This window comes from Bradyrhizobium sp. SZCCHNR1043, from assembly GCF_032489675.1.
Lineage (GTDB): Bacteria > Pseudomonadota > Alphaproteobacteria > Rhizobiales > Xanthobacteraceae > Bradyrhizobium.
Window position 1 is genome coordinate 416,560 of sequence record NZ_JAUEYN010000004.1, and the last position, 14,097, is coordinate 430,656.

Here is a 14,097-nt window from a genome sequence, read left to right on the forward strand (position 1 = left end):
CGCAGTCCTACTTTCCTTTGCTGGTGAACCGCTTCACGGCGGCGCGGAATTCATCCGTGTGCATGCAGTTGATGATTGCGTCGCGCTCGGCGGCGAGCTGATCCTCGACCGCGCTGGTCGGTGCGCGATGGATCAGCGCCTTGGTCGCCGCGAGCCCAGCTGGCATGTTCTGCGCCAGCCGCGCAGCCAGCGCGTCGGTAGCTGCGACGAGCTCGGAGGCCGGGACGATTTTCGCGACCAGTCCCCATTCGTATGCCTGCGCCGCCGTGAAGCTGTCCTCGGCCAGGAATATCTGCAGCGCGCGCCGCACACCGACGGTCGTAATGACACCGACCGTGCCGCCGCCGTCGGGCGAGACGCCGAGCTTGGCATAGGCCGGCGTGAAGCGCGCATCCTCGGCCGCAATGCAGAGATCGGCCGCGAAGGCCAGCGACATCCCAGCACCGGCGGCGGAGCCGTGAACGCTGGCGAGCACGATCTTGTGCATGCGCCGCAGGCTCGCGATGAAGGCGTGGTAGTGGTGCAGCAGCTCGCTCACGACAGGCGTGATGGTGTCGGCCTCGGCGGCAGCGCCGATCGTCTGCAGGTCGCCGCCGGCGCAGAAGGCGCGGCCTTCGCCCTTGAGGACGAGCACCCGGATGGTCGGGTCCGCCTCGACCTGCGCCGCGAGCTGTTCCAGGCGCTGCGCGATGGCGAGGTTGATGGCGTTGAACGCTGCCGGTCGGTCCAGCGTGATGGTCGCGATCGGGCCGTCAATGCTCAGGCGAGCGGGGTCCGCGGCTGCGTCCGACATTCAATCCTCCCTTGCATGGTCGTTGCCGCATTTAAAGCGCACAGCAGGCCGGTGACAATGCCGGGGAAGTCTGCGACAACCCGGCTCGGCTGGCATGACGGGAGGTAAACCCGCAGCAGACATGGCGTGCAAACACGGGATATGGACAGAATGGGGCAGGACGCAGTGACGAAGGGACCGGTTGTGATCGTGGGTGCGGGGCATGCGGGTTTCCAGCTCGCGACCTCGCTGCGTCAGGCAGGCTTTGCCGATCCCATTCACCTGATCAACGACGAGCCGCATCTGCCGTATCAGCGCCCGCCGCTGTCGAAGGCGTATCTGAAGGGCACCGGCGGTCCCGAAACCTTGATGTTTCGGCCGCAGAAGTTCTATGCGGACCAGACCATCGATCTCGTCTATGATCGTGCCGTCTCTGTTCAGCGCGATCAGCGCAAGGTGTTGCTCGCCTCCGGCAGGACGCTCGACTATGGGCACCTCGTGTTCGCGACCGGTGCGCGCAACCGCCTGCTCGACATTCCCAATGCCAGCCTCCCGGCGGTCCGTTACTTGCGCATCCTCGACGACAGCGAAGCGCTCAGGACCTTGCTGGGCGATGCCAAGCGGGTCGTCGTGATCGGCGCCGGCTTCATCGGTCTCGAATTCGCGGCGACCGCACGCATCAAAGGGCTCGAGGTCGACGTGCTCGAGCTCGGCGCGCGGGTGATGGCGCGGGCCGTGACCGCCGAGATCTCGGACTACTTCCAGAGGCAGCATGCGGAAGCCGGCGTGCGCATCCATCTCGGCGTGCAGGCCACCAGCATCGAGGCCGACGGCAACAAGGTCACCGGCGTCAGCCTCAGCGATGGTCGGCACATCCCCGCTGACCTCGTCGTGGTCGGCGTCGGCGTGCTGCCGAATGTCGAGCTCGCCGCCGAGGCTGGATTGCAGGCCGTCTCCGGCATCGTTGTCGACGAATATCTGCTCACCAGCGATCCGCACATCTCGGCCATCGGCGACTGCGCCCTGTTCGTCAGCCAGCGCTTCGGCGGCACGCTGCGGCTGGAGTCGGTGCAGAACGCCACCGATCATGCCCGCTGCGTCGCGGCGCGGCTGACGGGCGACGTCAAGCCCTATGACGGACAGCCGTGGTTCTGGAGCGACCAGGGCAACGACAAGCTCCAGATCGCGGGGCTCACCACCGGCTATGATCAGGTGGTGCTGCGCGGTGATCCCACGCAAAAGGCATTCTCCGCATTCTGTTACAAAGAGGGCAGGCTGGTCGGCATCGAGTCCGTCAACCGTGCCGGCGACCATATGTTCGGCCGCAAGTTGCTTGCTGCGGGCGGCACCTTGGATGCAGCCAAAGCCGCTGATCCCAGCTTCGATCTGAAGAGCGCTCTCGCTTAGAGCAGCGCGCGCACCTCCTCTGCGGTCGGCATCGAAGGGCCGGCACCCATCCGCTGCACCGAGATCGATGCGGCGATGTTGGCATAGCCGATCGCATCCGCGATCGCCGCGCCCTGCGACAGCCGCGCGGCGAGCGCGCCGACGAAGCAGTCGCCGGCGCCGGTGGTGTCGACGGCCTTGACCGCGCGGCCTTCGACCAGCCGGGCCTCGGCGCCAGAAACCGCGACCGCGCCACGCGCGCCGAGCGTGACGCAGACCGTCTGGTCGTCGCGAGGCTTGAGCGCGCGAACCGCCTCATTCACCTGCTGCGGCGTCGGCGCGTTGCCGAGTTCGATCCCGGCCAGGAAACTGAGCTCGGTTTCGTTCAGCACGAGCACATCGACCAGCGCGAACAGCGTGCTGTCGAAGGCGCTCGCCGGGGCGGGGTTGAGGATCGTGGTGGCGCCGGCCGTTTTGGCACGCTGGAAGTACGCGGTAATGGTCGCCTGCGGAATTTCGAACTGGCTGACGGCCACGTCTCCCGAGCCAAGAGACACCTGCGCCACATCGTCGGCGCTGACCTCGGCGTTGGTGCCTGATATCACCACGATCGTGTTGTCGGCTTGTGCGAGCGTGATGATCGCCGTTCCGGTCGACGCGCCCGCGCTGTCCTTCACGGCGGTGAGATCGATGCCCTGAGCCGTGAGAAATGCGCGCAACTGCTCGCCGAAGGCGTCGCGGCCGAGCCGGCCGATCAGCGCCGTCGGCGCGCCGAGCTTGGCTGCGGCGACCGCCTGGTTCGCTCCCTTGCCGCCGGGAAAGTACATCACCGACCGGCCGGCGACGGTCTCGCCGATGCGCGGATGGCGCTCGGCCGTCGCCACCACATCCATGTTGATGCTGCCGGCGACGACGACCCGCCCCATCCGCTTGCTCCCCACAACCGCTAGACGCGCGCCTCGAATTCCTGCCTGACCAGCTCGATGTCGGCGAGGGTCGGCAGGCCGGCCTCGTTGCCGAGCTTCTGGATCTTGAACGTCGAGGCCGCGCGCGCGAACTCGAAATGCTCCTTCCAGCCCTTCGCCGGATTGGCGAGGTACGAATACACATAGGCGCCGTGGAAGACGTCGCCGGCGCCGTTGGTGTCGATCACGCGCTCGCGCGGGATCGGATAGGCCGGCAGCGTATGCACGGCGCCGACCTCGTCATACCAGAGCAGGCCCTTCTCGCCCTGGGTGACGCCGCCAATGCGGCAGCCGCGGCTCTTCAGGTAGTCGAGCATCTTCTCCGGCGTGAGATCCATCTGCTCGCACAGCCGCTCGGCCACGATCGCGACGTCGATATATTCCAGGAGCTCATGGGTGTTGGCGCGCAGGCCGCCACCGTCGAGCGAGGTCAGGACGCCGGCCTCGCGGCACAGCTTGGCATAATGCAACGCGGCGTCGGGCTGGTGGCCATCGACATGCAGCGCCCGGCAATTGCCGAGATTGAGCAGCGGGAACGGGTGGATATGCGCATCGTCGCGGCAACGCACGATCGCGCGCTTGCCGTCCTTCGGCATGATGAAGGACAGCGAGGAGGCATTGACCTTCCGGGGGTGGACGGAGATGCCGTATTTCGCGGTCATGTCCTGGAACATCCGCCCGAGCCAGTCATTCGCGACGGTGGCGATCAGGTCGGGCACGATGCCGAGCTTGGCGCAGCAAAATGCCGCAGTCACCGCATTGCCGCCGAACGAGACGGCATAGTCGGAGGCCACGTGCTTCTCGTCCCCCGTCGGCATGTGGTCGGTGATGAACGTCACGTCGATGTAGGTCTGTCCGATGAAGAGGGCCTGCATTGCCATTTCTGTCTCACTAAGGGGTGATTGCGGCCCCGGCGCCGCAGATTAGCAAGCGGTCAAAGCGGATCAACGCTGAAATTCTTCGTCAAATCGTCACCATGGTGGTTGAGATCGGCCCTCTGCTACCGGTGGCCCCCTGCCGCCGGCGCTCGGGTCGCGCTATGGTTGCCGGCCTGCAGAAACGCAGATTCGGGAGTGGAATATGACTGTCTATGCGGGTCCGGTCTTCGAGATGGCCACCAATCAGTTCAACGTGATCGCCGACCATCTTGGCATCCCAGCCGACGAGCGGGACCGGCTTCTCTTGCCGAAGCGGGCGATCACCGTCTCGTGTCCGATCCACAAGGATGACGGCACGATCGCGGTCTATGAAGGCTACCGGGTCCAGCACCTCCTGACCATGGGACCGACCAAGGGCGGCACGCGCTTTGCTCCCACCGTCGACATCGGCGAGGTGGCGGCGCTGGCGATCTGGATGAGCTGGAAGTGCGCCCTCGTCGGGTTGCCTTATGGCGGCGCCAAGGGTGGCGTCAACGTCGATCTGTCCAAGCTGTCCCGGCGCGAGCTCGAATCGCTGTCCCGCCGCTACATGCAGGAGATGATCCCCTTCGTCGGCCCGCATACCGACGTGATGGCGCCCGACATGGGCACCAACGAGCAGGTGATGGCGTGGTTCATGGACACGTATTCCATGTACCAGGGGCAGACGGTGATGGAGATCGTGACCGGCAAGCCGGTGTTCTCCGGCGGCACCTTGGGTCGCCGCGAGGCGACCGGCCGCGGCGTCGCCCATGTGTCGAGGCGGGTGATGGATGAGCTGGGCATCGACCCGACCAAGTCCACCGCGGTCGTGCAGGGCTTTGGCAATGTCGGCTCCTATGCCGCGCTCGGCTTCCACCAGATGGGCATGAAGGTGATTGCGGTCAGCGATCACACCGGCGCCCTCCATGATCCCCGTGGTCTCGACATCCCGGCCTTGATGGCGCACGCCGCCAGGCACGGCAGCATTGCCGGCTTCTCCACCGAGCTCGCCTTCGATCCGCGGGAGATCCTGACCCTGGCCTGCGACATCCTCGTGCCGGCGGCTGTCGAGCGCGTGATCGACGCCAAGGTGGCGGCGAACCTGAAATGCCGCGTCATTGCGGAAGCCGCCAATGGCCCGACCACGCCGGATGCCGATCTGGTGCTCGACCAGCGCCGCAACGAGATCTTCCTCATTCCCGACATTCTCTGCAATTCCGGCGGCGTCATCGTCAGCTATTTCGAATGGGTGCAGGATCTGCAGCAGCTGTTCTGGGAGGAAGAGGAGGTGATGCGCAGGGAGTACCAGATCCTCGACCGTGCCTTCGAGCGCATGCTGACGCGCGGCAAGGCCGACGGCATCTCCCACCGGACCGCGGCGATGGCGATCGGCGTGGAGAAGGTGCGTGCCGCCAAGAACTCGCGAGGGCTGTTTCCGTGATCACCGGCCTCGACCACGTCGTCGTCCTGCTGCAGGACGTCCAGGCCGGCAGCGCCGCCTTCGAGACGCTGCTGGCGCGCAAGCCGTCCTGGCAGAATTCGGGCGAGGGCGCCGACCGCGTCCTGTTCACGCTCGACAATATGAGCCTGGAGCTGATGGCCCCGATGGGCCAGAGCGTGGCGGCCGACCGCATCCGCAACGTCATCAAGATCTGGGGCGAGGGGCTCGCCAGCATCTGCTTTGCCACCAACGACATCGCCAAGATGCATCGCAGATTGGAGCGCGTGGCGCTGAAGCCGGACCCGATCACCGAGGTCGAGAACACCGATCGCGTCTCGGGCCAGACGCTGCATTGGAAGCGCACCCGCGCCATGACCGATCTCACGCGTGGCGTGCGCATGTTCTTCCTCGAGCTTGCCGAGCCGCGCCCGCCGTCCGCCAAGACCGCCGATACGGCCATGCTCGGCCTCGACCATATCGTGATCTCGACCGAGGATCCCGAACGCGCCGCCGCGCTCTACGGCGCGCGGCTCGGGCTCGACATGGCGCTCGACCGCAGCCATCAGGAATGGGGGCAGTTGATGTTCTTCCGCTGCGGCGACCTGATCGTCGAGGTGGTGAAGCGGCCGGTCGCCGGCAACGACAAGGCCCATGACAAGCTGTGGGGCCTGAGCTGGCGTGTCGCCGACATCGAGGCGACGCGCGCGCGGCTGCTCGCCGCCGGCCTGCAGGTCTCCGAGCCGCGCGCCGGCCGCAAGCCGGGCACGCGGGTGATGAGCCTCTACAGCGGCACCTGCGGCATCCACACGCTGATCCTCGAGAAGACCCCGCGCGCGGCGGCGTGAGGTCGAAGCCGAGCCGACGGATGCCCAGGCGATCGACTATCAAGCCCATGTGAACGCGCTGGATGCTGCGCGGAGTGTCGGTGTGAGTCACTTCGTGCTGCTGTCCGCCATCTGCGTGCAGAAGCCGGTGCTGGCGTTTCAGAAGGCCAAGCTGGCGTTCGAAGCGCATCTGCCGGAGCAGGGGCTGACCTACTCGATCGTCCGCCCGACCGTTGAGTCCCGTCTGTCTCCCCGTCATTGCGAGGAGCGAAGCGACGAAGCAATCCAGAGTCGCGTGCGCGGCCCTGGATTGCTTCGCTTCGCTCGCAATGACGATGGTGAGAGTTGTGTCGGGGCGGTGAGACCTAAGCTGACGGAAGTGAGACATGAAGGTCCCATCTCGCGGCGCGTTTTCGCGTCCGAGCTTTGCTGATCGTCCTGCCCTCCTTGGGAAGAGGGCACGGGGAATGCCGGGCGCTGGCCGCACCCATGGCCCGCCTGCGAAAAAAATGCAGGCGGCAGGAACCACAGGTTCAGCCGAGTACACCCGGCATTCCCCGCGCGATGGTTTGACGGCTGCTTCGCGTTCTCCCCGGTGCGCCGAGCTTTCTGGCCACCGTTGCCCGCGCGACGCGTGAGCGCCAACGCAGGCGTAATACCAGCATCGGGGTATCAGGACCACGCGACTTGACCGTGCGCATCGCTGCCGTTCGTCGGCGCAGGGATCACCCACGCTGCAGCACCAACACGCCCACCGCATCCCGCACTCGACGTTCGTGACGACCGCGAAGCGCCCCTCTTGTGAGGCGGGACGGGAGAACGTATACATCAATTCTGAAAAAAAGAAAGAGATTTTTCGAGGAGTGGGTGTCGGCCGGAGCGGGCGAGTATCGCCTTCTTTATGTAGCCGGTCAGACTTTCCGACAGCAGCGCGTAGGGCGGATGAGCGAAGCGTAATCCGCCGCGCCGGCAGCAGTGAACATGCATGTCACAACGCGTCGCTTGAGCGCTGGTTGTGACCGGCGAGGAGATATCGCTGATGAAATGCGGGTCTTTCGACAGCACCCGGCCGTGTCAGCGGCGGATTACGCTTCGCTCATCCGCCCTACAAATCACAGACTGAGGTGCTCCGGTCACTCCGCACAACGTGATCCTCGCCTCAGCCGACCACGCAAGGCACGTTCATGAATCCCCGAAACCGCACCCGTCCGCCGCGCACCGGCACGCCGTCCAACTGGTAGTTCGGAAACCTCTTCACGAAGCGCGCGATCGCCACCGTGCCCTCCAGTCTTGCCAGCGCCATCCCTGCGCATTGGTGGGCGCCGGTGCCGAAGGCGAGGTGGCGGCTGGCGAGGCGGGTGATGTCGAAGCGTTCGGGATCGTCGAACTGGGCGGGATCGCGGTTGGCTGCGCCGATGCACAGCGTGACGGAGGTGCCGGGCTCGAGCGTGATGTCGCCGAGCGTGACCGGCTCGGTCGTCATGCGGTTGCCGAGCTGGTTCGAGCTCTCGTAGCGCAGGATTTCCTCGACGGCGGTGCGGATCAGGTTGGGGGTCTCGATCAGCCTCTCGCGCTCGGCCGGATGCTGGCACAGCAGGACGAGGCCGTTGCCGATCAAATTGGTGGTGGTCTCGTGTCCGGCATTGAGCAGGAAGATGCAATTGTGCAGGAGCTCCTTTTCGCTCAGCCGCTCGCCGTCGGCCTCGCCCTGGATCAGGCGCGTCAGCACGTCGCGCTCCGGATTGCCGGGTGCCGCGCGGCGGCGTGCGACCAGCGTTTCCAGATAGGCGAGGAAATCGCCGACCGCCTGGTTGCCGCGGGCAAGCTGCTCGCGCGTCAGCACCGGCTCCAGCGCGCCGAGGATGGCAAGCGACCAGTCGCGCAAGGGGCCGCGCTCCTCGTGCGGCACGCCGAGCAGGTTGCCGATGACCTCGATCGGGATCGCCGCGGCGAAATCCTCGATCAGCTCGAATCTGTCCTTCGCTGCAATCCGGTCCAGGAGCCCATCGACGAGCGCAATCAGAGCGGGCTCCATCTCGGCGATCGCCCGCGGCGACAGCGCGCCCATGATCAGGCGGCGCACCCGCGTGTGCGCCGGGGGATCGTTGAACACGAGGCTCGTCGTGTGGTGCTCGTAGAGCAGCGTGTCGCCATATTTCGGCGCGAACTCGCGCTTCTTGTCGGACGAGAACGTCTTCGTGGCCTTGTAGGCGGTGACGAGATCGTCGTAGCGGGTGAGGAAATAGGAGCCGCTGCGGAGGCGCTTGACCGGCGCATGCTGGCGCAGCGCGCGGTAGGTCGGGTAGGGATCGGCGTAGAACTCAGGCGTCAGGCGCTCGAGATCGAACTGGCTGGCGAGCGCTGCGTCGTCGGTCATCGATGGTCCTCCCGTCCGAGTCTCGTTTGTTGCTGCGACCGTCGCACGGTCGGCAGCAGAAGAAAATGCGCCACCCGGCAGCGCCGGGCACCGAGGGCAGGATCGGACCGCCCGCCCTGCCGCAGATCCGCCGCTTTCAGAGGTATAGAATTGCCTTTGGCAACGGTGAAATCCCGCCAGCGATTTCAGGGACTTGGCTGCCAAACCCTGCTGCGCCGCGGCATCTTTCTTGACATAGATCAAGTGAGTATTTACTCACGGCCGATGTCCACTTTGCGCATGACAAGCGATCTCCGCAGGCAGCTGATCCTCGGTGCAGCCAAGCGCTGCTTCGCGCGTCATGGCTATGCCGGCACCACGACCAAGAGCGTGGCTGCCGCGGCGGCGATCTCGGAAGCGCTGCTGTTCAAGCATTTCCCCTCCAAGGCGGCGCTGTATGCGGAGATCCTCACCGAGGAGTGCGAGACCGATCCGGATTTCGAGGTGCTGCTCAGCCAGGAACCTTCGACCGCGACGCTGGTCATGCTGATGGCCGGGATGGTCCGGCATTTCCTCGGCATTGCCGACGGCCCCAATGAGGAAGAAGAGCAGCGGCTGCGGCTGATGGCGTCGAGCCATCTCGATGATGGCGAATTCGCAAGGCTGCTGTATGCGAAGATCGATGATCTCATCGGCGCCAAGTTCGTTGACTCGCTGGTGACAGCCGTTGCCTCCGGTGACGCCGTGCGCTTAGTGGCCGCGCCCCGCGACCTGTTCTGGTTCGCGCATCACACCGTGTTGATGGCGGCATTGACGCGGCTTCCATCCGTTCCATGTGTGCCGTATGGAACTGCGGCGAGCCTGGAGCGCCAGCTCAGCGAATTCATCCTGCGCGGCATCGGACTGACCGACGCCGCCATTGCGTGCTACCTCGATCACGAATTGTCGCAACCTCCGGTCCGGCCGGCGACGGCAGAAAGTGCATGACATGAACATTGCGACCGAACCCAAGCTCTCCGGAAAGCCGGTCGACGACAAGCCGCGCAAGCGCACCCGCCCGGTGCTGTGGTTCATCGTGATCGGCGGCCTGCTCGCGGCGCTGGTCGGCGGCCTCGTGTGGTTCAACATGTTCCGCGACAAGATGATCGCGCAGTTCTTCGCCAATATGAAGCCGCCGCCGATCAGCGTCACCGTCGCGACCGCGAGCCCGGAGACCGTGCCGAACCTGCTGACGGCCGTCGGCGATCTCGCCGCCGTGCACCAGGTCAACGTGACCTCGGACGTCAGCGGCCGCATCACCGACATCATGTTCACCCCGGGCTCCACGGTGAAGCAGGGCGCGCCGCTGGTGCAGCTCTATGACGCGCCGGATCAGGGCGATCTCGCCAACTACAAGGCCCAGGTGACCGTGGCGCAATTGTCGCTCGATCGCGCCAAGCAACTGGCGTCGCGCCAGTTCGGGCCGCAGGCGACCGTCGACCAGGCCCAGGCCGCCTACGACCAGGCCCAGGCCGGCATCGCCAAGACCGAGGCGCTGATCGCGCAGAAGCTGGTGCGCGCGCCGTTCGACGGCGATCTCGGCGTCCGCAAGGTCGAGGTCGGCCAGTATCTCAGCGCCGGCACGCAGATCGTGTCGCTGACCGATCTGTCGGAGCTGTGGGTGAACTTCACCGTGACGGAGAAGGACAGCGGCCAGCTCAAGGTCGGCCAGACCGTCCGCATCGGCGTCGATGCCTATCCGGGCCGGACCTTCGAAGGCAAGATCACCACGATCGAGCCGCAGATCGCGACCGACACCCGCAACATCCGCGTGCAGGCGACGATCGCCAATCCGGAGCGCATCCTGAAGCCGGGCATGTTCGCCACCGCCACCGTGGTGCTGCCGGAGAAGCCGCCGGTGCTGACGGTGCCGGAGACCGCGGTCGACTACACGCTCTATGGCGACTCGGTGTTCGTGATCAACGAGAAGAAGACCGACGACGGCAAGACCGCGCTGACGGCCGACCGGATCTATGTGCAGACCGGAGATCGCATCAATGGCCGCGCGGTGATCCTGAAGGGCCTGAAGGAGGGCGATCGCGTCGTCGCCGTCGGCCAGCTCAAGATCCAGTCCGGCGCTGCCGTCGCGATCTCGACCGATCCGCCGCCGCCGGTGCCGGCGAAGCCGCCGCGCTACTGAGCGAGCCTCTGAGCCAATGTCGGGCCGCCGCCATGAGGCGGCCCGCCCGCACCTCACCCGCCTCCTGCTGACGAGATTGCCGCGATGCGTTTCACCGATATCTTCATCAAGCGCCCGGTGCTGTCGGTCGTCGTCAGCCTGCTCATCCTGCTGCTCGGCCTGCGCGCGGCGTTCGAGCTGCCGATCCGGCAATATCCGAAGCTGTCCAACACGGTCGTCAACGTTACGACCGTCTATCCCGGCGCCTCTGCCGACCTCATCCAGGGCTTCATCACGACGCCGCTGGAGCAGGCGGTCGCGTCCGCCGAGGGCGTCGACTACATCACCTCGTCCTCGGTGCAGGGCACCAGCACGATCCAGGTCTTCATCAAGCTCAACTTCGATCCGAACCAGGCGCTCACCGAGGTGCTCGCCAAGGTCAACTCGGTCCGCTACCTCATCCCGAAGGAATCCAACGATCCGATCGTGACCAAGACCACGGGGCAGACGACGTCGGTGATGTATCTCGGCTTCTCCAGCGAGGAGCTGTCGGGATCGGCGATCTCGGACTATCTGACGCGCGTGGTGCAGCCGGTGCTGTCGACGGTCGACGGCGTCGCTGCGGCCAACATTCTCGGCGGCCAGACCTTCGCGATGCGGATCTGGCTGAACCCCGAGAAGATGGCCGGCCGCAACGTGTCGCCGACGGATGTCGCGGCGGCGATCGCGGCCAACAACTTCCAGTCCGCGGCCGGCCAGGCCAAGGGCTACTTCATCGTCTCCAACATCACGACGAATACCGGCCTGACCGACGTCAACCAGTTCAAGCGGATGATCGTCAAGGCCAAGGACGGCGGCTTCGTCCGCATGGAGGACATCGCCACCGTCGAGCTCGCGGCGCAGAGCACCGATGCCAGTGTCGCCTTCAGCGGCGAGCGCGCGATCTTCATCGGCGTCGACGCGACGCCGCAGGGCAACCCGCTCAACATCGTCAAGGGTGTGCGCGCGCTGTTCCCCGACCTCGAGCGCAACCTGCCGCCATCGATGAAGATGAAGGTGGCCTATGATTCCACCAAGTTCATCCAGTCCTCGATCGACGAGGTCGAGCATACGCTCGGCGAAGCGGTGCTGATCGTCATCGTCGTGATCTTTTTGTTCCTGGCGTCGCTGCGCTCGGTCATCATCCCCGTGGTGACCATCCCGCTGTCGCTGATCGGCGTCTGCACGATGATGCTGGCGTTCGGCTTCAGCATCAATCTGTTGACGCTGCTGGCCATGGTGCTGGCGATCGGCCTCGTCGTCGACGACGCCATCGTCGTGGTGGAGAACATCCACCGCCATCTGGAGGAGGGCAAGGCGCCGGTGCAGGCTGCATTGCAGGGCGCGCGCGAGATCGTCGGTCCGGTCATCTCGATGACCATCACGCTGGCGGCGGTGTATGCGCCGATCGGCTTCCTCGGCGGTCTGACCGGCTCGCTATTCCGTGAGTTCGCCTTCACGCTCGCCGGCTCCGTCATCGTGTCGGGAGTCATTGCTTTGACGCTGTCGCCGATGATGTGCTCGGTGCTGCTGAAGAGCGCCGATGAGGGCCGCTTCGCGCGCCTCGTCAACCGGGTGTTCGGCGCGATGACGCGCTGGTACGGCCGCCGGCTCGACCGCTCGCTCGACTACCGGCCGGTGACCGCGCTGTTCGCGCTGACGATCCTCGGCCTGGTCGGCTTCCTCTACATGCACACCTCGAAGGAGCTGGCGCCGGAGGAGGATCAGGGCATCGTGTTCTCGATCACCAAGGCGCCGAAATACGCCAACATCGACTACATCAACTTCTACACCGACAAGGTCGACAAGGCGTTCGCGAAGTTCCCCGAGACCGACCTTCGCTTCGTTCTGAACGGCATCCTCGGCCCGCAGGGCGGCTTTGCCGGCATGCTGCTCAAGCCCTGGGACGAGCGCACGCGCTCCTCGATCAAGCTGAAGCCGCTGGTGCAGGCGGAGCTGTCGAAGATCGAGGGCATCAACGCCTTCGCCTTCAACCTGCCGGCGCTGCCGGGCGGCCCCGGCGGTCTGCCGGTGCAGATGGTGATTAGCTCGACCAGCGGCTTCCAGGCGGTCTATGAGCAGATGGCCAAGCTGAAGGACGCCGCGCGCAAGAGCGGAATGTTCATCGTCTCCGACAGCGACCTCGAGTTCAACCAGCCGGTGGTCAAGGTCTGGATCAATCGCAGCAAGGCGAGCGATCTCGGCATCACCATGCAGTCGATCGGCAACACGCTCGCGGTGCTGCTCGGCGGCAACTACATCAACCGCTTCAACCTCGAAGGCCGCTCCTATCAGGTGATCCCGCAGGTGCCGCGCGACAAGCGGCTGTCGCCGGAATCGCTGTCGGGCTACTATGTCGCGACCGCCGCCGGCCAGCAGGTGCCGCTGTCGACGGTGGTCAACATCGAGACCGCGACCGACCCGAACTCGCTGACGCATTTCAACCAGCTCAACTCGGCGACCTTCTCCGCCGTGCCGATGCCCGGCGTCACGGTCGGGCAGGCCGTCGACTTCCTGGAGAAGCAGGCCAAGAACCTGCCGTCCGGCTTCAGCCACGATTATCTCGCCGACGCCCGTCAATACGTCCAGGAAGGCAACCAGCTCGCCATCACCTTCGGCTTCGCGCTGATCATCATCTTCCTGGTGCTGGCGGCGCAGTTCGAGAGCCTGCGCGATCCGTTCGTCATCATGATCAGCGTGCCCATGGCGATCGTCGGCGCCTTGATCCCGCTGTTCTTCGGCCTCGCGACCATGAACATCTACACCCAGGTCGGCCTGCTGACGCTGGTCGGCCTGATCACCAAGCACGGCATCCTGATGGTGGAGTTCGCCAACGAGCTGCAACTCAACGAGGGGATGGACCGCCGCACCGCCATCGAGACGTCCGCGCGCATCCGCCTGCGGCCGATCCTGATGACGACGGCGGCGATGGTCACCGGCTTGATCCCGCTCTTGACCGCGACCGGTGCCGGCGCCGCCAGCCGCTTCTCGATCGGCCTCGTCGTCGTCGCCGGCATGTCGATCGGCACGCTGTTCACGCTGTTCGTGCTGCCGGCCGTCTACACCGTCATCGCCACCGACCACCAGGCCGCCGCCAAGTCGCAGCGCGCCCGGCAGATCGCCCAGTTCGACGCCGAGACCGACCACGCGCTGAAGGCGACGTGAGCAGTTTCTTTGGGTTGCTGAAGATCAACGGCGGCTGCTCCTGGCAGTCGCCGTTTTTGTCGGGCCGTCTCTTACTCCCCTTACTGTCGTCA

The 14,097-nt window shown here is 65.6% G+C and carries 11 protein-coding genes and 1 pseudogene; 7 read left to right on the forward strand and 5 right to left on the reverse strand.

Annotated elements, in window-relative coordinates:
• Window positions 1–7: 7 nt before the first annotated feature.
• Entirely contained in the window at window positions 8–793 is a 786-nt protein-coding gene (locus tag QX039_RS09490; protein ID WP_315772451.1) for an enoyl-CoA hydratase/isomerase family protein, read from the reverse strand.
• Between the two features lie 150 nt (window positions 794–943).
• Between QX039_RS09490 and QX039_RS09495 the strand changes: the two genes are divergently transcribed.
• Window positions 944–2,179, forward strand: a complete 1,236-nt coding sequence (locus QX039_RS09495) for an NAD(P)/FAD-dependent oxidoreductase (RefSeq protein ID WP_315772452.1) — start codon at window positions 944–946, stop codon at window positions 2,177–2,179.
• Here QX039_RS09495 and rbsK read toward each other — a convergent pair.
• Entirely contained in the window at window positions 2,176–3,084 is a 909-nt protein-coding gene (rbsK, locus tag QX039_RS09500) for a ribokinase (protein ID WP_315772454.1), read from the reverse strand. The two genes, QX039_RS09495 and rbsK, sit on opposite strands and share 4 nt — an antisense overlap.
• Before the next feature lie 20 nt (window positions 3,085–3,104).
• Window positions 3,105–3,998, reverse strand: coding sequence for a sugar kinase (locus tag QX039_RS09505; RefSeq protein WP_315737711.1), 894 nt, complete (start codon window positions 3,996–3,998; stop codon window positions 3,105–3,107).
• Between the two features lie 205 nt (window positions 3,999–4,203).
• Between QX039_RS09505 and QX039_RS09510 the strand changes: the two genes are divergently transcribed.
• From QX039_RS09510 to QX039_RS09520, 3 genes and pseudogenes are all read left to right on the forward strand, one after another.
• Window positions 4,204–5,463, forward strand: coding sequence for a Glu/Leu/Phe/Val dehydrogenase (locus tag QX039_RS09510; protein ID WP_315737188.1), 1,260 nt, complete (start codon window positions 4,204–4,206; stop codon window positions 5,461–5,463).
• Window positions 5,460–6,308, forward strand: coding sequence for a VOC family protein (locus QX039_RS09515; RefSeq protein WP_315737189.1), 849 nt, complete (start codon window positions 5,460–5,462; stop codon window positions 6,306–6,308). Before QX039_RS09510 ends, QX039_RS09515 begins: the two co-directional genes overlap by 4 nt.
• Before the next feature lie 13 nt (window positions 6,309–6,321).
• A pseudogene (locus QX039_RS09520) lies at window positions 6,322–6,519 on the forward strand (NAD(P)H-binding protein); the annotation flags it as partial.
• Window positions 6,520–7,115: 596 nt separating this feature from the next.
• On the opposite strand, the gene QX039_RS09525 reads toward QX039_RS09520, so the two are convergent.
• Entirely contained in the window at window positions 7,116–7,352 is a 237-nt protein-coding gene (locus QX039_RS09525) for a hypothetical protein (RefSeq protein WP_315737190.1), read from the reverse strand.
• 94 nt (window positions 7,353–7,446) lie between these two features.
• The gene (locus QX039_RS09530; protein WP_315737191.1) at window positions 7,447–8,664 is read right to left on the reverse strand and encodes a cytochrome P450; all 1,218 of its coding nucleotides are present in this window, start codon (window positions 8,662–8,664) and stop codon (window positions 7,447–7,449) included.
• Between the two features lie 279 nt (window positions 8,665–8,943).
• Here QX039_RS09530 and QX039_RS09535 point away from each other — a divergent pair, with 279 nt between their 5' ends.
• The 3 genes from QX039_RS09535 (at window position 8,944) to QX039_RS09545 (ending at window position 14,005) form a co-directional block, all read left to right on the forward strand.
• Entirely contained in the window at window positions 8,944–9,630 is a 687-nt protein-coding gene (locus tag QX039_RS09535; protein ID WP_315737712.1) for a helix-turn-helix domain-containing protein, read from the forward strand.
• Window position 9,631: 1 nt separating this feature from the next.
• Complete coding sequence (locus QX039_RS09540) at window positions 9,632–10,822, forward strand: efflux RND transporter periplasmic adaptor subunit (protein ID WP_315737192.1); 1,191 nt, start codon at window positions 9,632–9,634, stop codon at window positions 10,820–10,822.
• 84 nt (window positions 10,823–10,906) lie between these two features.
• Entirely contained in the window at window positions 10,907–14,005 is a 3,099-nt protein-coding gene (locus QX039_RS09545) for a MexW/MexI family multidrug efflux RND transporter permease subunit (protein ID WP_315737193.1), read from the forward strand.
• Window positions 14,006–14,097 lie beyond the last annotated feature (92 nt).